17 protein-coding genes are annotated in these 20,079 nt (G+C 61.2%); 3 read left to right on the plus strand and 14 right to left on the minus strand.

Going from position 1 to position 20,079, the window contains the following annotated elements:
• Positions 1 to 2 precede the first annotated feature (2 nt).
• The 11 genes from U5G49_RS15310 to dnaG all read right to left on the minus strand — a co-directional run bounded on the left by U5G49_RS15310 (position 3) and on the right by dnaG (position 13,229).
• A complete protein-coding gene (locus U5G49_RS15310) occupies positions 3 to 164 on the minus strand; it encodes a hypothetical protein (RefSeq protein WP_164902203.1) in 162 nt (53 codons plus the stop codon).
• Between the two features lie 106 nt (positions 165 to 270).
• A complete protein-coding gene (locus tag U5G49_RS15315) occupies positions 271 to 1,401 on the minus strand; it encodes a DUF930 domain-containing protein (protein WP_193443506.1) in 1,131 nt (376 codons plus the stop codon).
• An 85-nt stretch (positions 1,402 to 1,486) separates the two neighbouring features.
• Complete coding sequence (locus U5G49_RS15320; protein ID WP_193443503.1) at positions 1,487 to 2,227, minus strand: DUF930 domain-containing protein; 741 nt, start codon at positions 2,225 to 2,227, stop codon at positions 1,487 to 1,489.
• Positions 2,228 to 2,394: 167 nt separating this feature from the next.
• Positions 2,395 to 2,688, minus strand: a complete 294-nt coding sequence (locus U5G49_RS15325; RefSeq protein ID WP_018242976.1) for a GYD domain-containing protein — start codon at positions 2,686 to 2,688, stop codon at positions 2,395 to 2,397.
• Between the two features lie 241 nt (positions 2,689 to 2,929).
• On the minus strand, positions 2,930 to 4,987 hold the full coding sequence (gene rpoD, locus U5G49_RS15330) for an RNA polymerase sigma factor RpoD (RefSeq protein WP_011652885.1): 2,058 nt from the start codon (positions 4,985 to 4,987) through the stop codon (positions 2,930 to 2,932).
• 571 nt (positions 4,988 to 5,558) lie between these two features.
• Positions 5,559 to 5,906, minus strand: coding sequence for a GFA family protein (locus U5G49_RS15335; RefSeq protein WP_193443501.1), 348 nt, complete (start codon positions 5,904 to 5,906; stop codon positions 5,559 to 5,561).
• 10 nt (positions 5,907 to 5,916) lie between these two features.
• Positions 5,917 to 6,954, minus strand: coding sequence for an L-threonine 3-dehydrogenase (gene tdh / locus U5G49_RS15340; protein ID WP_193443499.1), 1,038 nt, complete (start codon positions 6,952 to 6,954; stop codon positions 5,917 to 5,919).
• 256 nt (positions 6,955 to 7,210) lie between these two features.
• Positions 7,211 to 8,398: a glycine C-acetyltransferase gene (locus tag U5G49_RS15345; protein ID WP_193443497.1), complete on the minus strand. Its 1,188-nt coding sequence runs from the start codon at positions 8,396 to 8,398 to the stop codon at positions 7,211 to 7,213.
• A 164-nt stretch (positions 8,399 to 8,562) separates the two neighbouring features.
• A complete protein-coding gene (locus U5G49_RS15350; RefSeq protein ID WP_193443495.1) occupies positions 8,563 to 9,291 on the minus strand; it encodes a class I SAM-dependent methyltransferase in 729 nt (242 codons plus the stop codon).
• A 48-nt stretch (positions 9,292 to 9,339) separates the two neighbouring features.
• On the minus strand, positions 9,340 to 11,220 hold the full coding sequence (gene recQ, locus U5G49_RS15355) for a DNA helicase RecQ (protein ID WP_193443493.1): 1,881 nt from the start codon (positions 11,218 to 11,220) through the stop codon (positions 9,340 to 9,342).
• Complete coding sequence (gene dnaG, locus U5G49_RS15360) at positions 11,220 to 13,229, minus strand: DNA primase (RefSeq protein ID WP_018242981.1); 2,010 nt, start codon at positions 13,227 to 13,229, stop codon at positions 11,220 to 11,222. Before dnaG ends, recQ begins: the two co-directional genes overlap by 1 nt.
• A gap of 669 nt (positions 13,230 to 13,898) precedes the next feature.
• Here dnaG and U5G49_RS15365 point away from each other — a divergent pair.
• Positions 13,899 to 14,789: a hypothetical protein gene (locus U5G49_RS15365; RefSeq protein WP_193443491.1), complete on the plus strand. Its 891-nt coding sequence runs from the start codon at positions 13,899 to 13,901 to the stop codon at positions 14,787 to 14,789.
• Between the two features lie 3 nt (positions 14,790 to 14,792).
• Here the strand turns inward: U5G49_RS15365 and U5G49_RS15370 are convergent, their stop codons facing one another.
• Entirely contained in the window at positions 14,793 to 15,248 is a 456-nt protein-coding gene (locus U5G49_RS15370) for a GatB/YqeY domain-containing protein (RefSeq protein WP_018242983.1), read from the minus strand.
• Positions 15,249 to 15,521: 273 nt separating this feature from the next.
• Here U5G49_RS15370 and carA point away from each other — a divergent pair, with 273 nt between their 5' ends.
• Together carA and U5G49_RS15380 are read left to right on the plus strand one after the other, a co-directional pair.
• Positions 15,522 to 16,727 (plus strand): glutamine-hydrolyzing carbamoyl-phosphate synthase small subunit, encoded by a 1,206-nt coding sequence (carA, locus tag U5G49_RS15375; protein ID WP_026230698.1) that lies wholly within the window; start codon positions 15,522 to 15,524, stop codon positions 16,725 to 16,727.
• A gap of 128 nt (positions 16,728 to 16,855) precedes the next feature.
• Positions 16,856 to 17,176 carry an antibiotic biosynthesis monooxygenase gene (locus U5G49_RS15380; protein ID WP_028732909.1) on the plus strand — a complete coding sequence of 107 codons (321 nt, stop codon included), beginning with the start codon at positions 16,856 to 16,858 and terminating at the stop codon, positions 17,174 to 17,176.
• A 10-nt stretch (positions 17,177 to 17,186) separates the two neighbouring features.
• On the opposite strand, the gene U5G49_RS15385 is transcribed toward U5G49_RS15380, so the two are convergent.
• Together U5G49_RS15385 and U5G49_RS15390 are read right to left on the minus strand one after the other, a co-directional pair.
• Entirely contained in the window at positions 17,187 to 18,590 is a 1,404-nt protein-coding gene (locus tag U5G49_RS15385; protein ID WP_018446635.1) for an MATE family efflux transporter, read from the minus strand.
• 142 nt (positions 18,591 to 18,732) lie between these two features.
• The gene (locus tag U5G49_RS15390) at positions 18,733 to 19,983 is read right to left on the minus strand and encodes a TCR/Tet family MFS transporter (protein ID WP_018446636.1); all 1,251 of its coding nucleotides are present in this window, start codon (positions 19,981 to 19,983) and stop codon (positions 18,733 to 18,735) included.
• Positions 19,984 to 20,079 lie beyond the last annotated feature (96 nt).

Below are 20,079 nucleotides of genomic sequence, written 5' to 3' on the forward strand. Positions count from 1 at the left end.
CCTCAATGAACGGTTTCGGCGGGTGCGGCCTCGAGAAGGATTTCGAAAGCCTCTTCCAGAGCAGCCACCAGAATATCGGTCAGCTCATCGCCTTTGTTTTCTAGGAACCGCGCGCTCACGGCCTCGTCCTGACGCTCAAAGAAACGCTCGATCTCATTCGACATATCATTGTCCTCTTCTTCACCGGATCATCACGGCCATGGGAAGAAGCTAGGTAGGGTTGCTTGCGCGTGGCTGTTGCCGGTGAGACGCAATCCAGGATCACGAGGACTAGTCACGAATTTCATATTTCGCATACTGACTGCGGGGGATCAATCCACCAACTTCGTGGGCAAACGACACGACTTTCGTGGCGTCCTCATCCACCTCGCAACGGAAACGAACCTGGTACCAGCCCTTAACTGTGCCAAAGGCTGCATCTCTCACATCAAGGATGGTACCGGTTCGCAATCCAAAACTAGGCAATGCGGACGGGAAATAACGCGGCGAACCGTGAACGAGTTGGCCCTGAAGCTCGGTGGCGCAAAGCGTGGCCACTCGCTCTTTGCGCGGAAGACCACTGACCGCAGTTTGCGCAAACAAACTGCCATCTTCCGTCCGTGAAAACAGAGTTTTTGCCTTGGGCAGATCGTCTTTAGCTATCACTTTCGGTTTCTCAGCGGTCTGCTGCTCCGGCGGCTTGGCCTCCTCGATACTTGTATTGGCTTCGCCAGAGACATCTGTCGGCGGCCCATTGCGCTCTGGGGAAACGTCAGTCGTCGCGACCTCAGGAAGCTTCACATCGTCCGGCACCGGCTTTGACGAAGGCTCCTCAGTTTTTGGTTTTTCTGCGGCAGCCTTTGTCGGCATCTGCGCCGGTTCGGCATCGTGCTGCGGCGGAGTTGTTGCGGGTTTGTTTTCGCCCTGAGAAGAATTTCCCGCCAACGACTTTTCGGGGCCGCTATTCCTGTCGCCAAACTCGATGACAGGGCTCAGAGTCGGCATAGGCCTCGGCTTAGCTTGCTCGGGAGTCTTGCTGGCCGGCGGAGGTGGAGGAGGAGGAGGTGGAGGAGGAGGAGGCGGTGGCGGCGGAGGCGGTGGTGGTGGCGGTTCCTTCTTGGCCTCTTCCGGCGGCTTCGGCTCCGGTGGCTTTTCCTCGGGCTTGGGCTCCGGCTTCTTCTCCTCCGGCGGCGGAACGAGCTCCACTTTCACGCTCTCGTCTTCGACAGGCTTCGGCTCGATCTTCGGCAGCCCGAAAATCAGAAGAGCAATGATAGGAATATGCGCAACAACGGACACAACGACGCCCCAGCGGATTTCAGGCCGCTGTTTTCCCGTTTCATGCTGCGTTTCCGCTGGTTCCACGTCTTCTTCTGTCACAGCAGCGATGTGGCCTCTAAAGCCGGCAGCATCAAGCCACAAAAGAAAAAAACCGCGTGATCGCAACAGCCATTTAAAGTGCTACAGCGTCCTTTGCGCGTCCGAAAAGACGCGCGGCGCTGTAGTGTTATTGGTCGGCGGCTCCGTCGTCGGCCACCAGATTGTGCTCCCGCCATTCACCTTGCGGAATGGCATCGCCGACGAGAAAGGCGAAGGACGCGATCTTGCCGGAGCCGGCATCGAGCTCGCATTTGAACTGGATGTTGTACCACTTGCGTTTGCTGCGGAAGGCGCCGCCCTTCACCTCGACGCTGTTGCCGGTGACCTTTTCCGCCGCCATCGCATAGGGCGCGAGCGCATCCGGCGCCATCGCCGGCTGCGCGCGGCGCACCTGCTCCAGCGCCTCCAGATCACAGAGCTGCAGATTGCGCTCGCTGCCAGCAAGGCCACGCAGTGCCTCGCGGGCGCGCCGGCTGCGCGGATCTAACAACACCGTCTCCGAAAACAGCTGGCCCGCCTGGACGAATACACCAGGCTTCGGCGGCACCGGAGGGACGGAAGCCACTTCAGGCGACCTCGCGGCCGTCGACGCTTTCTCCTGATGCGGCGGAGAGATCTCCTGGACCGACGCACTCGCGTCCGGCTTTGCCGTAGTGGGTGCAGGCGTCGCGACCCGCTGCGCTATCGCAGAAGGTTTGGCGACTTCGGGAACGATATCAACCGTAATGCCGTCATCCGGCAACGGTGCCGGCGGCTCAGGTCTCGGAAGCAGCAGGAGCAGCAGTGCAAGCATGACGGCATGCAGAGCGAACGAGGCGAAAGCGCCCCGCTCGATGCCTTCGTCCCGATTTCCCCACACCAGTGCCATCGCTCAGGAAGCAGCTGTCGGACAATCGAAGGCGGCCATAAAACCCGGGAACGCTTTCATCAAGAGCCCTGCCGATACGCCACGAGGAATTAAGGACAGGGCGACAGTGCCAGCCTGACGCGAGTTGCGCAACGCTTATGATCGCCGATAGCGTTCCTTTGTCGCGATCAACCAAGCGAGCCGATGATCTCTCGATAGGCGGCCTCCGGGAATGCCTTCAGTGTCTGGGTGCGGACATTGCCGCCCATCGCCAGCGAGAGGCCAAACCGCGCCATGACGGCATCGTCAGGCGCTTCGCAGACAGCCACCATGTCGTGGCCGCCCATCGTCAGAAAGAACTGGTTGAAGGAGCCGCCCATGTCGCCGAGCAGTTTCTTCGCCGCATCCAGCCGTTTTGACGAGTCGCGAACGTTGCGCACACCTTGGTCCGTCCAGTTGATCAGCACAATGTAAGTGGTCATTTCGCACCTCCCAGCGGAGGATTCGCCCGACACGGGCATGCGTCGGTCCTCGCTCGCGCATCGCGATCGATTTCTTCCCCCGTGGCCGGACTATAATCTTGTCACCACCAAGCGACAAGAAAGCCGCCGGGATCATTGGTATTAGGCATGTCGCCCAAAAGTGTGCGGCAGTGGCGCAAAGATCGAAAGGAAAGCCGGACATGAAGCCCGGCTTTCGCAATCGTAGAGATCTTGTCGTCCCTTAGCTGTCGAGGAACGAGCGCAGCTTTCTGGAACGGCTCGGATGCTTCAGCTTGCGCAGCGCCTTAGCCTCGATCTGGCGGATACGTTCGCGGGTGACCGAGAACTGCTGGCCGACTTCTTCGAGCGTGTGGTCGGTGTTCATACCGATGCCGAAGCGCATGCGCAGAACACGTTCTTCGCGCGGCGTCAGCGAGGCGAGAACACGGGTCGTCGTCTCGCGCAGATTCGCCTGGATAGCGGCGTCGATCGGCAGCAGCGCGTTCTTGTCCTCGATGAAATCGCCGAGATGCGAATCCTCTTCGTCGCCCACCGGGGTTTCGAGCGAGATCGGCTCCTTGGCGATCTTCAGGACCTTGCGGACCTTTTCGAGCGGCATGGCGAGCTTTTCGGCCAGCTCTTCCGGCGTCGGCTCGCGGCCGATCTCGTGCAGCATCTGGCGCGACGTGCGGACGATCTTGTTGATCGTCTCGATCATATGCACCGGAATGCGGATCGTGCGGGCCTGGTCGGCGATCGAACGGGTGATCGCCTGACGGATCCACCATGTCGCATAGGTCGAGAACTTGTAACCGCGGCGGTATTCGAACTTGTCGACCGCCTTCATCAGGCCGATATTGCCTTCCTGAATGAGGTCAAGGAACTGTAGGCCGCGGTTCGTGTACTTCTTGGCGATGGAGATGACCAGGCGAAGGTTCGCTTCGACCATTTCCTTCTTGGCGATGCGCGCTTCGCGCTCGCCCTTCTGCACCATATGGACGATGCGGCGGAATTCCGAGATCGAGATACCAGTCTCAGTCGCCAGATTCTGAATTTCCTGACGAATGTCGCGGATCGTCGTGTTTTCGCCCCTGGCGAATTCCTTCCAGCCGCGGGCGGCCAGATTGCCGATCGACTTCATCCAGTTCGGATCGAGCTCGGCGCCCTGGTACTGCTCCAGGAAGGAGTCGCGCTTGACGCCGTAGGATTCGGCCAGACGCAGCAGGCGGCCCTCGTTGGAAACGAGGCGCTTGTTGATGTCGTAGAGCTGCTCGACGAGGGCGTCGATGCGGTTCTGGTTCAAGGACAGAGATTTGACGGCCTTGATGAGCTCATCTTTGAGTTCCTTGTAGCGGCGCTCCTGGGCAGTGGACAGCGTGCCGGAAGCCGACAGCCGCTGCTCGACCTGCTGGTCCTGCAGCTTGCGCAGCTTCTTGTAGGTCTCGGCGATCGTATCCAGCGTCTCCATCACCTGCGGGCGAAGCTCGGCTTCCATCGCCGCCAGCGAAAGGTTGGATTCGTCCTCGTCCTCTTCCTCCTCCTCGGGAGGCAGGCCTTCGCCGCCGACATCGGTGATGTCGTCGTCGCCGGAGCGGGCGCGACGGGTCTTTTCCTTCTCTTCTGCGAGCTTGCGATCGGCTTCGATCTTCTCCGGGCTCTGGAACTGCGGCGCAGCCTTGGCTTCAGGGCCGGAATAGGTCGTTTCGAGATCGATGATCTCGCGCAGCAGCGTCGTGCCTTCGTTGAGTTCGTCACGCCAAATGATCAGCGCCTGGAAGGTCAGCGGGCTCTCGCAGAGACCCGCGATCATCGTCTCGCGGCCGGCCTCGATGCGCTTGGCGATCGCGATTTCGCCCTCGCGGGAAAGAAGCTCTACCGAGCCCATCTCGCGCAGGTACATGCGAACCGGATCGTCGGTACGGTCGGTCGGTTCTTTTTTCTTGGCGGTCGCCAGCGCCGTGCCGCTCGAAGGCGCGAGTTCGCCGCCTTCGCTCTCCTCGTCGCCGCCGGCGTCGTCGTCGTCGCTGCTGCCGGAAGCACCGGCTTCCTCGGCTTCCTCGTCTTCAATGACGTTGATGCCCATGTCGGACAGCATCGACATCGTGTCTTCGATCTGCTCGGACGTCACTTCTTCGGACGGCAGGACCGCGTTAAGCTCGTCCATGGTCACATAGCCGCGCTTCTTGGCGGCCTTGATCATCTTCTTGACCGCGTCGTCGGAAAGATCGAGAAGAGGGCCGTCGCTTGCGCCGTCGCGTTCGACTTCCGCGTCTTCGTTCTCTTTGACCTTGGTTGCCATTTATATCGTCGCCTTCCTGACGCTATCCAATCTCGCTACGGTGAACGGGCTGTCTCAGGGCCTGACGCGCCGCACGCGCCGCCCTCGAATCACCTTTGCCCACCTAACGGGATGACATTTAAAGCCTGATTAACCACGATTACCGGCACCGGACAGCAAAGCTTTCTTGCTCTTGGATTTCCGGCCATGGTTGCGCGATCCGCCTTGACCCAGTTCACCATTCAACAAGTCGAACGGTGATTCCCACATTTTTTGTTCTCGTCAAGCTTTTCCAGAAAAAAAGCCCACAAAAATACGGAAAAAGCCTTATCCACAGGCTTTGAACCGCGGCAGCGATTGCGAACCCTTATTTAAGATGCGGCGAACAAAAGACAAGGGCAGCAAATATTTTGCCCGTCGTACCCAGTTGTTTCCATCATCTTTGCAGTTGTGCAGACGGTATATGCACCTTTAGAGCGCCGTGCGTCCTTTCGGACGCACAAAGGACGCTCTAACTCTTTCAATCCTCGCATCGTGCTTTCCGAAAATGATTCCGATTCTCGGGCCGATGCGCCGGCCTGAGAAATAGTGGCTAACGCGCCGCGCCGTCATACGCCTTCACTGTCAGCGCGCCGAGATCGACCGCGGGAATGCAGCGCAGATTGATCGAAGCCATTGCCGCGCCGTCCGGACCCACGCCTTCGCCGAACGGTGCAATGCCGCAATTGGCGCAGAAGTGATGCCGGATGACATGCCGGTTGAAAGTGTAGGTCGAGACATTGTCCTCCGGTGTTTTCAGCACCAGCTTCTCGCGCGGCACGAAGGCCAGAAGTCCGCCCCGCCGGCGGCAGAGCGAGCAGTTGCAGTCAAGCGCCTCGGTGAATTCGCTTTCGACTTCGAAAGCCACATTGCCGCAATGGCAGCTTCCTTCATGGAGCATGTCGTCCTCCCTACATCCAGTCCATCACAACCTTGCCGGAATTGCCTGACCGCATCGCCTCGAAGCCGTCGCGGAAATCGTCGATGCCGATCCGGTGGGTGATGATGGGCGCGAGATCGAGGCCGCCCTGGACGAAAGCGATCATCTTGTACCAGGTCTCGAACATCTCGCGGCCGTAGATGCCCTTGAGATTGAGCATCTTGAAGATCACCTTGTTCCAGTCGATCTCGAAGCCCGCCGGCGCGATGCCGAGAATGGCGATCTTGCCGCCATTGTTCATCTTGTCGATCATGTCGCGGAAGGCAGGTGCGGCCCCCGACATTTCGAGCCCGACGTCGAAACCCTCCGTCATGCCGATCGCCTTCATGACGTCGGTGAGGTTTTCCTTCGATGCGTCGACGACGTAATCGATGCCGAGCTTGCGCGCCAGCTCCAGCCGGTGTGGATTGATATCGGTGATGACGACCTTGCGGGCGCCGGATCGCTTGGCGACGAGCGCGCCCATGATGCCGATCGGCCCGGCACCGGTGACGAGCACGTCCTCGCCGACGAGATCAAAGGAAAGCGCGGTGTGCACGGCATTGCCGAACGGATCGAAGATCGCGGCGATCTCGTCTGATATATCATTCGGGATCGGCACGACATTGCTTTCGGGAATGCAGACGAATTCGCCGAAGGAGCCTGGGCGATTGACGCCGACACCGAGCGTATTTCGGCAGAGATGCCCCCTGCCCGCCCGGCAGTTGCGGCACTTGCCGCAGACGATATGCCCCTCACCGGAGACCCGCTCGCCGACATGATAGCGGGTGACCGCCGAGCCGATCTCGGCGATCTCGCCGGAGAATTCATGGCCGACTACCATCGGCACCGGAATGGTCTTCTGTGCCCACTGGTCCCAGTTCCAGATATGGACGTCGGTGCCGCAGATCGCCGATTTCTTCACCCGGATCAGCACATCGTTCGGCCCAACCTCGGGCACCGGCACATTCTCCATCCAGAGCCCGACTTCCGGTTTCGCTTTGACCAGCGCCCTCATCATGTTCGACATCAACGATATCCCGCCTTGTTCTGGTGCCCGACTTTGCGACTCCCTCGTCTCCCCGTCGGGGAGAAGGTGCCCGTAGGGCGGATGAGGGGGCGGCACGGCACGCCATATAAACCTTACTTTGTTCCTCGCTTACCGCTCGAAACGTCGCTTCGCTCCTCCCCCTCATCTGTCCTGACGGACTGCCTGGGTCGAGCCACGGGTCTCGACCCGTCCTTAGGACCCCCGCTGGGAGAAGAGGGAGATGGCAACGCTATTCTCAAATCACACCCAGTTCCCGCCCTGCCTCCGCAAAGGCCGCGATCGCCCGCTCCACATCCGTCCGCGAATGCGCCGCCGACATCTGTGTGCGGATGCGGGCCTGGCCTTTCGGCACGACGGGGAAGGAGAAGCCGATCACATAGATACCCTTCTTCAGCATCAGGCCGGCCATATCCTGGGCGAGTTTGGCGTCACCCAGCATGACGGGGATGATCGGATGGCCTTCGCCGGCAAGTGTGAAGCCGAGCTTGGTCATCTCTGTGCGGAACAGATCCGCATTGTCGGAAAGACGCTTGCGCAAGGCATCGCCGTTTTCGATGAGGTCGAACACCTTGAGCGAGGCAGCGGCAATGATGGGCGCCAGGGTGTTCGAGAACAGATAGGGCCGCGAGCGCTGCCGCAGCCATTCGACGACTTCCGCCTTGGCGGAGGTATAGCCGCCCGAGGCGCCGCCGAGCGCCTTGCCGAGCGTGCCGGTGATGATGTCGATTCGGCCCTCGACGCCGCAATGTTCGGCAGAGCCGCGACCGTTCTTACCGACGAAACCGACGGCATGGCTGTCATCGACCATGACCATCGCGCCGTATTTCTCGGCGAGATCGCAGACACCGCCCAAATTGGCGATGATGCCGTCCATCGAGAAGACGCCGTCGGTGGCGACCAGTTTGAAGCGGCTGCCTTCGGCCTTTTTCAGTTCCTCCTCGAGCGCCGCCATGTCGTTGTTGGCGTAGCGAAAACGCTTGGCCTTCGAAAGCCTGACGCCGTCGATGATCGAGGCGTGGTTCAGCGCGTCCGAGATGATCGCGTCCTCCTCCGAGAGCAGCGTTTCGAAGAGACCACCATTGGCGTCGAAGCAGGAGGAATAGAGGATCGTGTCTTCCATGCCGAGGAAGGCTGAGATGCGCGCTTCCAGCTGCTTATGCTCCTCCTGCGTGCCGCAGATGAAGCGCACCGAGGCCATGCCATAGCCGTATCGGTCGAGCGCCTTCTTGCCGGCCTCTGCCAGCTCCTCGTTGTCGGCAAGGCCGAGATAGTTGTTGGCGCAGAAATTCAGCACCCGCTCGCCGGTGGAAATCGCGATCTCGCCCGCCTGTTTGGAGCTGATGACGCGCTCGGATTTGTAGAGGCCGGCATCCTTCAGCGCCGAAATTTCAGCTTGGAGATGGGAGAGAAATTGCGAGGTCATGGGGCGGCCCTTCGTGAAGATTTCTCTACAGCGCCCCGCGTCTTTTCAGACGGGCAAAGGACGCCGTAACACTTTGAATTTGCGCATCGTGCTTTCCGAAAATCAATTCCAATTTCGGGCCGATGCGCCAGCCGAGTTAGCATATCACCATCTGCTTGTCTTCTTCAGCGCTGGACCGAGATCAGCAGGAACATCGGCCGGTCCAGCTCCTCCGCCCAATCTGGATTGTCGTGGAGCTCATCTTCGTTCGGGCTCCACTCCTCGACATGGCGAATGGCAAAACCGGCCGCGATCAAGGTGTTGAGCGTCGTGCCGAGCTTGCGGTGCTGCTTGACGACACCTTTGGCGAGCCAGTCGGTGGTGCGTGGACCTTCGACGGAATAGCGGTCGAGCGGCCAGATGCGCCGCCCCTCGGCATCGGCCGCCCAGGTCGGGTGGGTCGGCGCCATGAAGATCGGATGCTCGATGGTGAAGACGAATTGCGATCCCGGCAAAAGCGCGCGATTGACCGTCGCGACCAGACCGGCGAAATCCTCGATATAATGCAGCGCCAGCGAGCTATAGGCAAAATCGAAAGAAGCTTGAGCAAGCCTGAGATGCTCGAGATCGGCGATCTCGTAGGTGATCACGGCTTCAGCCGTATCGGCCCTCGCTCTGGCGATCATCTTTTCGGAGATGTCGAGCGCCAGCACACTTGCAGCACCTTGGCTCGCGGCGAAACGCGAAAACCAGCCGAAGCCGCAGCCGAGATCGACGATACGCTTGCCGGCAAGATCAGGCAGCAGCGCACGCACGGCCGGCCATTCGGACGCCCCGTCGAGCCCGTGAACGGATCGTCTCATGCCGCTATATCCGGCGAAGAATTCCGGTCGGTCGTAGATATTCTGGGCCATCGGCGCTCCTCCTCCAGAGGCAGCACTACCATGCCCCCTCGCCCGATCTCAAGGATCAGGCGGGCCGTTGTCCTGCGCCAGGATGATCTCCAGGAAGGCATCGCCGTAGCGTTCGAGCTTCGCCTGCCCGACACCTGATATGGCGAGCAATTCCTTGCGGCTGCGCGGCTTCTCGGTGGCGAAGGCGATCAGCGTCGTATCGGGAAAGACGACATAGGGCGGCACGCCGAGCGATTTCGCAATCGCCATACGCTCGGCCCGCAGCGCCTCGAAGAGACTGCCGTCGGCGCCCGATAGTCCCGATTTGCGTTCGCTGCGCTCCGCCTTCTTCGTGCGCCGTTCCGAGGCAGGCCGGTCTTTGCGGAAGAACACCTGTCGCTCGTGCTTGAAGACGGCGCGCGCCTCCGGTTCCAGCTTCAGCGCCCCGTAAGCCTCATGATCTACGCGGATCAATCCCATGGCAAGCAACTGGCGGAAGACCGACTGCCAGACGCGCGCCTGAATATCCTTGCCGGCGCCGAAGACCGGCATTTCGGCATGGCCGAAACGTTCGGTCTTTTCGTTGACATTGCCGAGGAGCACGTCGACGACATGGCCAGCGCCGAAACGCTCGCCGGTGCGATAGATGGCGGCCAGCGCCTTGATCGCCGCCTCCGTGCCCTCCCAGGTCTCGACCGGCTTCAGGCAGGTGTCGCAATTGCCGCAATGGCCGGCATGCGCCTCGCCGAAATGGGCAAGGATCGCCTGGCGGCGGCAGGAGGCGGTCTCGCAGATCGCCAGCAATGCGTTGAGCTTGGCGCGTTCGACCCGTTTGATCTCCGCGGCGGCATTTCCCTCATCGATCATCCGGCCGCGCTGGATCACGTCGGCCATGCCATAGGCCATCCAGACCTCGGACGGCAGGCCGTCGCGGCCGGCACGCCCGGTCTCCTGATAATAGGCCTCGACGGAGCCCGGCAGATCGAGATGGGCGACATAACGCACATTCGGCTTGTCGATGCCCATGCCGAAGGCAACGGTGGCGACCAGGCAAAGGTTCTCTTCTTTGAGGAAGGCATCCTGATTGGCGTCACGAACCGACCTGTCCATGCCGGCATGATAGGCAAGCGCGCGGATGCCCTGCCCGTTCAGCCATTCGGCCGTATCCTCGACCTTGGCGCGCGACAGGCAGTAGACGATGCCGCTGTCGCCCTTGTGGCCGGACAGGAACCGCAACAGCTGCTGGCGCGGCTGGTCACGCTCGACGATCTCATAGGCGATGTTCGGTCGGTCGAAGCTGGTGGTGAATATCTGGGCGGCATCGAGCCCCAGCCGCTCGATGATGTCGTCGCGTGTGTGCGGATCGGCCGTCGCCGTCAGCGCCACTCTGGGCACACCGGGATATTGCTCGCCGAGCCGGCCGAGCGCGCGATATTCCGGCCGGAAATCATGGCCCCATTGCGAGACGCAGTGGGCCTCGTCGATGGCAAACAGCGCGATCTTCTCGTTGGCGATCAGCTCGCGGAAACCATCGGTCAGAATACGCTCGGGCGTGACGTAGAGAAGGTCGAGCTGCCCCGCCGAAAGCGCGCGGCGAACCTCGACGAACTCCTCGCGCGACAGCGACGAATTGAGTGCTGCGGCGCGGATGCCGAGCTGCTTCATCGCCTCGACCTGATCGCGCATCAGCGCGATCAGCGGCGAAACGACGATGCCGACGCCGTCGCGGCAGAGCGCCGGGATCTGGAAGCACAGTGATTTGCCCGCACCGGTCGGAAAGAGCACGACCGCGTCGCCGCCGGAAACCACGTGCTCGACCACCTGCTGCTGCTTGCCGCGGAAGGAGGAATAGCCGTAGACCTGCTTGAGAATATCGAGCGGCGAGCGGCCGGAAGAAAACAGCGCGCCGGAAGCGGAAAAACCCGGTTCATTCCGTTCAGTCAGCGACATCAGTGGTTCGCCGCCCCTTTGACGCGGCCGGAAAGCACGCCGAAGCCATCGATGATTGCCTCCTGGTTCTCAAGGCGCACCCCTTCGAAATGCACTTCCTGCTGCGCTCGCATCAGCTGAACGATCGCCTCGCCGTCGCCGGCTTCGGTCGCCAGCGCGATCTCGCGCTCGAGCTCGATCTTCTGCCGGCGCAGCGCCTTCGCCCGCTTGTGGGAGGCCAGCGCCTGGCGGTATCCCTCACGCGCGTCCTCCATCGCCGCCTCCTCGGTCGCGATCCACAGCCGGGCATTGCGCACCTGCTGGTCGAGGCTCTTGATGAGCGGGCCGAAGCCTTCGAATTCCAGCCTTTCGGTCAGATATTCGCGCGTCAGATGCGGGCCGGCGACGGCCGCGGCTGCCCCCAGCATCGCCGACCAGAGCCGCTGCAGCTCGCGGCTGTCATATTCGATCGCGGCGATCTCGTCATAATCGTCGATCATCAGCGAGGGGTGATTGACGACGGTCAGCGCCAGCACGCTTTCCCGCAGCGCCGTATTGTTCTGGTGGCCGCGCACGGGGCCCGAGCGGGCGAGCCTTTCGGAAATGACGCTCGGGCTTTTCGGCCCTGCCTTGCCCGCATTGTCGCGGCCCGCCCGGTAATTGCCATTGCCGTTGAAGCCGCCACGGCGATCGCCATTGTTGCGGTTCTGGAACTGCGGCTGGAAGAAGGCATTCAGGCGGTCGCGAATATCCTGCTGGTAGTGGCGGCGCACGTTCTCGTCGGCGATGACGGCGACCAGTTGCTTCAGCCGCGCCTCCAGTTCGGCGCGCGCCTCGGGCGTATCGAACTTGCCGGTGTTGATCTCCCGGCTCCAAAGCATCTCGGAGAGCGGCTTTGCCTGGCTCATCACCTTGTCGAAAGGCGCGCGCCCGTCATCGCGCACGAGATCGTCGGGATCCTTGCCGTCGGGCAGAAGCGCGAAGCGAACGGAACGGCCGGGCTTCAGATGCGGCAGCGCCAGTTCGGCGGCGCGATTGGCGGCGCGGATGCCGGCACCGTCGCCGTCGAAGCAAAGCACCGGTTGCGGCACCATCTTCCAGAGCAGCTCGAGCTGGTTTTCGGTGAGCGCTGTGCCGAGCGGCGCGACGGCATTCTCGATGCCCGCCTGATGCAGCGCGATCACGTCCATATAGCCTTCGACGGCGATAATGGTGCCGGTCGCATTGTCATCCTGAGAATCGCCGCGGCCCGGTCCCTGGATTGCGCGCCGCGCACGGGCGAAATTGTAAAGGACGTTGCCCTTGTGGAAGAGCTCCGTCTCGTTGGAGTTCAGATATTTCGCCGGCGCGTCGGCCGACATGGCGCGGCCGCCGAAAGCGATCACCTTTTCCCGCGACGAAAGGATCGGGAACATGATGCGGTCGCGGAAACGATCGTAGGAAACCGGCACGTTTTCATGGACGACCAGACCGCAGGCCTCGATCTGGTCCTTGGAGACACCCTTGCCGGCGAGGAATTCCTTGAGCGCATTGCGGCTGTCAGGCGCATAGCCAAGACGGAAGGTCTCGATGGTGCGCCCCGTCAATCCGCGGTCGCGCAGATAGGCGCGCGCCCTCGCCCCATTTGCCGTCTGCAACTGATCCTGGAAAAATTGTGTCGCCATTTCCATGACGTCGATCAACGAGCCGCGCTCCTTCTCGCGCTTCTCCATCACAGGATCGGCAAGCGGCATCGGCACGCCTGCCATATCGGCGATCTGCTGCACTGCCTCGGGAAAACTCAGGCCCTCCAGCTCGGTGAGAAAGCGGAAATGGTCACCGGTGACGCCACAGCCGAAGCAGTGATAGCGGCCCTTTCGGTCCTCGCAGTGGAAGCTCGGCGATTTCTCGCCGTGGAACGGGCAGCAGGCCCAGTAATCGCCGCGCGACACATTCGTCTTGCGCTTATCCCAGCTCACGCGGCGCGCGATCACGTTCGAAATCGGAACGCGGTCGCGGATATCATCGAGAAAGGTGTTGGAAAAGCGCATTTATACCTCTTGGCCAACCTCCATATAAGCTGCTTTGCCGCTCCATGCCACGAAACTTGTCATGAAAACCCGCTATTCACAGGCTATGTGGCCGTCATCGGCGGCTCCGGTTATCCGATCAACAACGCGTTATCGCCCCCTGCGACAGGGTGCGACATTATTGTCCCTTCAGAGCCGGAATTCCGCCGGCAGAAAAACTTCAGCAAGCGCAGCGGTCTCTGACGGAGACGAAGAATCCCTTTTAGAAACAATAGATTAGCACCTCGGATGATTGCGCCTCATCAACCTCCGCGCCACCTCCCGAGACTCCGCTTCGACGCCTCCAAACCGCCGATTCCGGCAATTATTATTTTTTTGTAATTTGAATAAGCCGCCGCACCGCAATAGGTTCGATCTCAACAAAGCGATCCCCGAGCGAAGCACCATCCCTACCCCCGGCGCCGCTTCGCAAGGGTGCCTTTGCAAATACCCTCCGGCTTGGGCTTCGGCCCTGCGTGCCGGTGGAAGCAAAGAGCAAGAAGGCAGGAGCGCCCCCAGCTCCTGCCTTCTTAAATTTTTGGCTCTCCCTGCGACAACTCTCCCTTTGAAATTAACCGCTTATTGACAAAACCGTTGACAGGCGGCGCTCGCATGAAAGATGTATGCGCCGAACTCCCTGGACCTCTCCAAATGGCTTTTACCGCGGACAATCTTGCAGCAGACGATCGCTTTCTCGCTGCCATCCTGCATTGCGCCGATCAGATGCTCTCCATTTATCGTGAGAGCCCGCGCATCGCCTCGATCTTCGCCGCGCAGCAGCGCTGGCTGATGGCCCATGCCGGCTTCGCGCTTCATTACGGTTATTCCGACGACGGGAAGAGCGGCGGCCTCTATTCCGGCCGCTTCATCGATTTTGCGGTCAGGAACGACATCGCCAGCCGCAACACGGCCGCGGCCTTCATGCAGGAGATGCTGGCCTATCGCTTCCTGCGACCGGTTCCCGGCCCCGACAAGCGCACACGCTACCTCGAGCCCACCGAAATCGCCGAGCAGCATTTCACCCGGTGGCTCGTCGCCCATATGATGATCCTCGACAGTCTCGACGGCGGTGAGCGCGCCGATAAGATCACCGCCGATCCCTCTGCGATGATGGCAGCAATCCAGCCGCTGATCGCAAGGGCGATCATCGGGAGTGAAGCGGTGCGCAATCCGGGCGCCACCTTCAACCTCTTCAACTGGGCAAATTCCGGCGGGCTGGTGATGGACTACCTGATCTCGCGCCTTCCGGAATTTCCAAGGACGGCCGACCGCGTCGTTCTCGGTCCTCTGTCGCTCAGGGAAATCCGTGAACAGTTCATGATCTCCAACACCCACCTGAAGCGGCTTCTGACGCAGGCAGCGACCATGGAAAGCGTTGGCTGGACAGAACCCGCCCGCAAGGGCGACTTCTGGCTGTCGGGCCACTTCATCGGCGAATATTGGAATTATCAGGCGGCGAAATTCGCCATCATCGATGCCGCAGCGGAAGCGGTGCTCGGGCCTGCGGTTCGTAACGAACCGCAGGCAAGGCTCGTCATCTGAGGCTTATCCGTTCAACAGTTCCTTGACGGTCGCCGACGCCTTGGCAAAATCCATCTGGCCGGCATAACGCTCCTTCAGCGCCGCCATCACCTTGCCCATGTCCTTGGCGCCCGCTGCACCCGTCTCGGCGATGATCGCCGATACGTTGGCGCGCACTTCGCTGTCTGAAAGCTGCTTCGGCATGAAATCCTGAATGACAATGATTTCGGCACGCTCCTTGGCGGCAAGCTCCGGCCGGGAATTCTCCTCGTAGATCTTTGCCGATTCGTCGCGCTGCTTTACCATCTTAGCGAGGATCTGCAGGATCTCGTCGTCGCTCGCCTGTTCTTTGCCAATGCCGCGATTGGCGATATCGCGGTCCTTGACCGCGGCCTGGATCAGCCGGACGGTGGAAAGCCGCTCTGCATTCTTGGCCTTCATCGCCTCTTTCAGCTGGGTGGCGAGTTGATCGCGCAGCATGGTCTTCACTCCTGTTTTGATGCCGCTTCATAAACCACGCTGATGCAGGGGATCAAATAAATTGCGCGATCGGCGCGATAAAGCGCAGGAAAATGGCAGCAATCTCGGCTACAAAGATTGACGCTAAGCGATTGCGTGGCTATTTACCGCCACCTGCACCAAAATTCGTGATCAGGCCTGAAGCGCGCGGCATTGCCGCGTCCACGCGCCTGCGAGATCAAAAGGCGGCGAGCCGCGGCAACGCGCGCACCGAACGCCGGAAACGGGATGAAGATGACCGCGACAGCACCCTGGACAATCGAGAAGCCGACCGCCCTGCTCGTTCTTGCCGACGGCACGGTCATCGAAGGCAAGGGCATCGGCGCCACCGGCAAGGTGCCGGCCGAAGTGGTCTTCAACACCGCGCTGACCGGCTATGAGGAGATCCTGACGGATCCCTCCTATCTCGGCCAGATCGTCACCTTCACCTTCCCGCATATCGGCAATATCGGCACCAACGATGAAGACATCGAGGATCTGACGCCTGCCGCCCGTCACGGCGCCGTCGGCGTCATCTTCAAGGCCGATATCACCGACCCTTCGAACTACCGCGCCGCCAAACACCTCGACCAATGGCTGAAGGCCCGCGGCGTCATCGGCCTTTGCGGCATCGACACGCGGGCGCTGACCGCCTGGATCCGCGAGAACGGCGCCCCGAACGCGGTGATCGCCCACGACCCGAACGGCGTCTTCGACATCGAGACGCTGAAGGCTGAAGCCAAAGCCTGGAGCGGCCTCGAAGGTCTCGACCTCGCCAAGATTGCCTCGTCGGGCCAGTCCTCGCAATGGACCGAAACGCCGTGGGTGTGGAATGAAGGTTACGGTGAACTCAAGGCGACGGAGGCGAAATACCACGTTGTCTGCCTGGATTACGGCGTCAAGCGCAACATCTTGCGCCTGTTTGCCGGCCTCGGCTGCAAAGTGACTGTTGTGCCGGCGGCAACGAGCGCCGAAGACGTGCTCGCCATGCAGCCGGACGGCATCTTCCTGTCGAACGGCCCGGGCGATCCGGCGGCAACCGGTGAATATGCCGTGCCTGTGATCAAGACGCTTGTTAAGACCGATATCCCGGTCTTCGGCATCTGCCTCGGCCACCAGATGCTGGGCCTCGCACTCGGCGCGAAGACCGAGAAGATGCATCAGGGCCATCACGGCGCCAATCACCCTGTCAAGGACCATACCACAGGCAAGGTCGAGATCGTCTCGATGAACCACGGCTTCGCGGTCGACTCGAAGTCGCTGCCGGATGGTGTTGAAGAGACTCATATTTCGCTTTTCGACGGCACCAATTGCGGCCTGCGTGTCCTCGGCAAGCAGGTTTTCTCCGTCCAGCACCATCCGGAAGCCTCTCCGGGGCCGCAGGACAGCCACTATCTCTTCCGTCGCTTCATCAACATGGTGCGTGAGAAGAAGGGCGAACCGGCGCTCGCCGAGCGCTGATTTCAAACAATGCCCATTTCAGATGAAGGCCCACCCAAGTGGGCCTTTTTCTCTAATCGCCTGTTGACCTCAACTTAACTTGAGGAACTACAGATCTGCCTGCAAACATTTATGCGGGAGAAAACCGGATGAACGGCGTTTTCTACAGGATCGACAAGTTCGCCGTGCCGGCCCCGGCACGCGACGAGTTCCTGATGCATATGGTGTGCACACATGCCTTGCTGCAGGCGCAGGAAGGATTCACCGGACACTCTGTCCTGGAGCAGGTCGCCGGACCCGGCGAATTCAACTTCGTGACGATCGCCGAATGGGAAAATGCCGAGGCGTTCGAGCAGGCGCAGGCAGCGATCGCCGCCGCGCGGGCGACGGCAAACCTTAGTCCGCAGGAAATGTTTGAACGGCTCGGCATCCGCGCCGATATCGCCGGCTACAAGCCGGTCGCAGCCTGATCAGGAGATATCAGGCGCCGGCCGTCACTCCTTCGCGGCGAAGGAGAAGGTAGAAGCGCGCGCAGAGCATGACGGCGGCGGCGGCCAGCCCGACGAGGAAGCCGAACCAGATGCCGATGCCGCCGAAACCCAGCGGGAAGGCAAAGGCCCAGGCGAGGAAGAAGCCGATCGGCCAGTAGGCGATCAACGCCATGATCATCGGCACGCGTGCGTCCTTCAGGCCGCGCAGCAATCCATTGGCGATCACCTGCAGCCCGTCGACGAGCTGGAAAAGCCCGGCAACGACGATCAGCGGCCCGGCATAGGCAAGGACCTCGGGCGCCTCGGCCGCATTGACGTCGAGGAACCAGCTGCCGAGGAATTGCGGCATGGTGGCAAAGAGCACGCTGCCCACCGCCGAAATGGCGCAGGCGAGGACGAGCACCGTAATCGAAGCGCGCACCAGCCCCTGATAATCACCCTGCCCGTGCGCGACACCGACGCGCACCGTCGCCGCCTGGCTGAGGCCGAGCGGGATCATGAAGGCGATCGAGGCCCATTGCAGGGCAATGCCATGAGCCGCAAGCTCGATCGTGCCGATATAGCCCATCAGGAGCGAAGCCACCGTGAACAGGCTGACCTCGGCAAGGATGGTGACGCTGATCGGGAAACCAAGCCGGATCACCTCCAGCAGCGCATGCCAGTCGGGCTTCCAGAACCGCACGAAGATCTCGTAGCGCCGAGTCTCCTCCCGCCGCTGCACGAAAGCCAGGATGAAGAGGAAGCCGGCCGTTTGCACGACGACCGAAACGATCGCAGCACCTTCGAGCCCCATCGCCGGAAAGCCGAAATGGCCGAGGACAAGGATATAGGCGAAGATCGCGTTCATCACCAGCGTGGCGATGGTGACGTTGAGGATGATACCCGCTTTGCCGATGGCGCTGACCAGCGCCCGCATGACGTTGAAGAGCAGCGCCGGCAGCACGCCGAACTGGCCGATCATGATGTAGCCGTGGGCGAGCTTGGCCACCTCGGGCTTCTGCTGCGCGAAGAGAAGGATCTGCTCCGAATTGAAGAAGGCCGGCTGCATGATCACCCAATAGGCGATCACCACCCACAGACCCATGCGCAGCGACCGGCGCACCGACACGACGTCGCCGCGGCCATAGGCCTGCGCCACCATCGGAATGACGGCGATGGCAAAGCCCGAGCCGAAGATCAGGATCGTGAACAGGAACTGCGCAGCAAGCACCATCGCCGCCAGATGCTCGGCGCCGAGCCGGCCGACGATCATGACGTCGGTGGTGTTGATGCCGAGCTGGGCAAGCTGCGCGCCGATCAGCGGAATGCCGAGCGCCAGCGTTGCGCGGAAATGTGCGCCCCAACGATTATCGGCTGTCGGCGCAAGCCTGCGCGTGTCGATCGGCGTGTCCATGACACCAGTCCTGTGATTGAAATATGCGTCGCCGCAGCTTGCGGCGAAATAACATCCGGACTTAGAGCAAAGCCCCGCAAAGAACTACCCCAGATGAGGCAAATGATGAAAAATTCATCATCGCATCAGCGTTTCTGATCGATCAACCTGCCGCTTCCAGCGCCTCGGCCGGCTCACGGACGCGGACTCGGACCCGCATGAGGAACACGCCGGCGGCCAACAGGATGAACAGGGCGGCGGCAAGATAGGGCGCGCCGGCAAAAGTGACCGGCGCCTCGGGCCGCGTGAAATAACCGAACATCTGCGTGAAGATCAGCGGTCCGAGGATGGTGGTAATGCTGCTGAGGCTGGTGAGCGCGCCTTGCAGCTCGCCCTGTGCCGAGGGCGGCACCATGCCGGCCGCGATGCTGCGCAGCGGCGGATCGGCGACGTTTTCCATGACAGTCGCAACGATGATGACATAGACGACCCAGCCCTCCCAGGCGAAAGCATAACCGGTGAGCCCGACGGCCGAGAAGCAGAGGCCGAGAAGAGCGGTCTTCCACTCGCCGAGCACCGGCACGATCCGCGGCAGAACCAGGCCCATGACGATCGCGGCGCCGATGCCGTAAATGCCGAGCGACAAACCGATCTGTCCCTCGCTCCAACCGTAGCGATAGGTCGAGACGAACGACCAGACCGAGGGATAGACGGCATGCGCCAGGAAGAACAGGAACATGACGAGGCTGACCCAGCCGATGCCGGGATAATGGCGCATCTGGCGCAACGCGCCGAGCGGATTGGCGCGCTTCCACTCGAACCGGCGGCGGTTTTTCGCCTCCAGCGTTTCCGGCAGCAGGAAGCAGGCGGCGATGAAATTGACCAGCGATAGCGCGGCCGCGCCGAGGAACGGCACACGCGGGCCGAATTCGCCGAGCAAACCGCCGATGACGGGACCGATCGTGAAGCCGACGCCGAAGGCGATGCCGATCAGCCCGAAATTCTTCGCGCGGTTCTCCTCGGTGCTGATATCGGCGATATAGGCCGAGCAGGTGGCGAAGCTGCCGCCACTGATACCGGCAAGCACGCGGCCGACGAACAGCATCCAGTAGCTGGTGGCGATGCCACAGATGAAATTGTCGATCGCGAAGGTCAGCACCGAAAGCAAAAGGATCGGCCGGCGGCCGAAACGGTCGGACAGGTTTCCGAGCAGCGGCGCAAACAGGAATTGCATGCCGGCATAGACGAGCATCAGCCAGCCGCCGTCAATCGCCGCATCGCTGACGCTGCCGCCGGTCAGTTGCTCCAGATAAGCGGGCAGCACCGGCATGATGATGGCGATGCCGATAATGTCGAGGAAGAGGATGATAAAGACCAGAAAAAGGCCGCGGCGAACGAATTTAGGGTCAAGCATGAGGCATCTCTACAGCGATCGGTTCTGAAAAGACGATCTCGTCGCCAAGAAAGTGACATAGCTCAGAAAGGAAACCGAAACAATCCGTGAACATTT

This window comes from Rhizobium indigoferae (assembly GCF_034554815.1).
Classification (GTDB): domain Bacteria; phylum Pseudomonadota; class Alphaproteobacteria; order Rhizobiales; family Rhizobiaceae; genus Rhizobium; species Rhizobium leguminosarum.

Excerpts from the sequence above, each read along its gene's own strand:
- U5G49_RS15310 (WP_164902203.1), bottom strand. The coding sequence starts at position 164 with ATGTCGAATGAGATCGAGCGTTTCTTTGAGCGTCAGGACGAGGCCGTG.
- U5G49_RS15320 (WP_193443503.1), bottom strand. The coding sequence starts at position 2,227 with ATGGCACTGGTGTGGGGAAATCGGGACGAAGGCATCGAGCGGGGCGCT.
- U5G49_RS15325 (WP_018242976.1), bottom strand. The coding sequence starts at position 2,688 with ATGACCACTTACATTGTGCTGATCAACTGGACGGACCAAGGTGTGCGC.
- rpoD (WP_011652885.1), bottom strand. The coding sequence starts at position 4,987 with ATGGCAACCAAGGTCAAAGAGAACGAAGACGCGGAAGTCGAACGCGAC.
- U5G49_RS15335 (WP_193443501.1), bottom strand. The coding sequence starts at position 5,906 with ATGCTCCATGAAGGAAGCTGCCATTGCGGCAATGTGGCTTTCGAAGTC.
- tdh (WP_193443499.1), bottom strand. The coding sequence starts at position 6,954 with ATGTCGAACATGATGAGGGCGCTGGTCAAAGCGAAACCGGAAGTCGGG.
- U5G49_RS15345 (WP_193443497.1), bottom strand. The coding sequence starts at position 8,398 with ATGACCTCGCAATTTCTCTCCCATCTCCAAGCTGAAATTTCGGCGCTG.
- U5G49_RS15350 (WP_193443495.1), bottom strand. The coding sequence starts at position 9,291 with ATGGCCCAGAATATCTACGACCGACCGGAATTCTTCGCCGGATATAGC.
- recQ (WP_193443493.1), bottom strand. The coding sequence starts at position 11,220 with ATGTCGCTGACTGAACGGAATGAACCGGGTTTTTCCGCTTCCGGCGCG.
- dnaG (WP_018242981.1), bottom strand. The coding sequence starts at position 13,229 with ATGCGCTTTTCCAACACCTTTCTCGATGATATCCGCGACCGCGTTCCG.
- U5G49_RS15365 (WP_193443491.1), top strand. The coding sequence starts at position 13,899 with ATGGCTTTTACCGCGGACAATCTTGCAGCAGACGATCGCTTTCTCGCT.
- U5G49_RS15370 (WP_018242983.1), bottom strand. The coding sequence starts at position 15,248 with ATGCTGCGCGATCAACTCGCCACCCAGCTGAAAGAGGCGATGAAGGCC.
- carA (WP_026230698.1), top strand. The coding sequence starts at position 15,522 with ATGACCGCGACAGCACCCTGGACAATCGAGAAGCCGACCGCCCTGCTC.
- U5G49_RS15380 (WP_028732909.1), top strand. The coding sequence starts at position 16,856 with ATGAACGGCGTTTTCTACAGGATCGACAAGTTCGCCGTGCCGGCCCCG.
- U5G49_RS15385 (WP_018446635.1), bottom strand. The coding sequence starts at position 18,590 with ATGGACACGCCGATCGACACGCGCAGGCTTGCGCCGACAGCCGATAAT.
- U5G49_RS15390 (WP_018446636.1), bottom strand. The coding sequence starts at position 19,983 with ATGCTTGACCCTAAATTCGTTCGCCGCGGCCTTTTTCTGGTCTTTATC.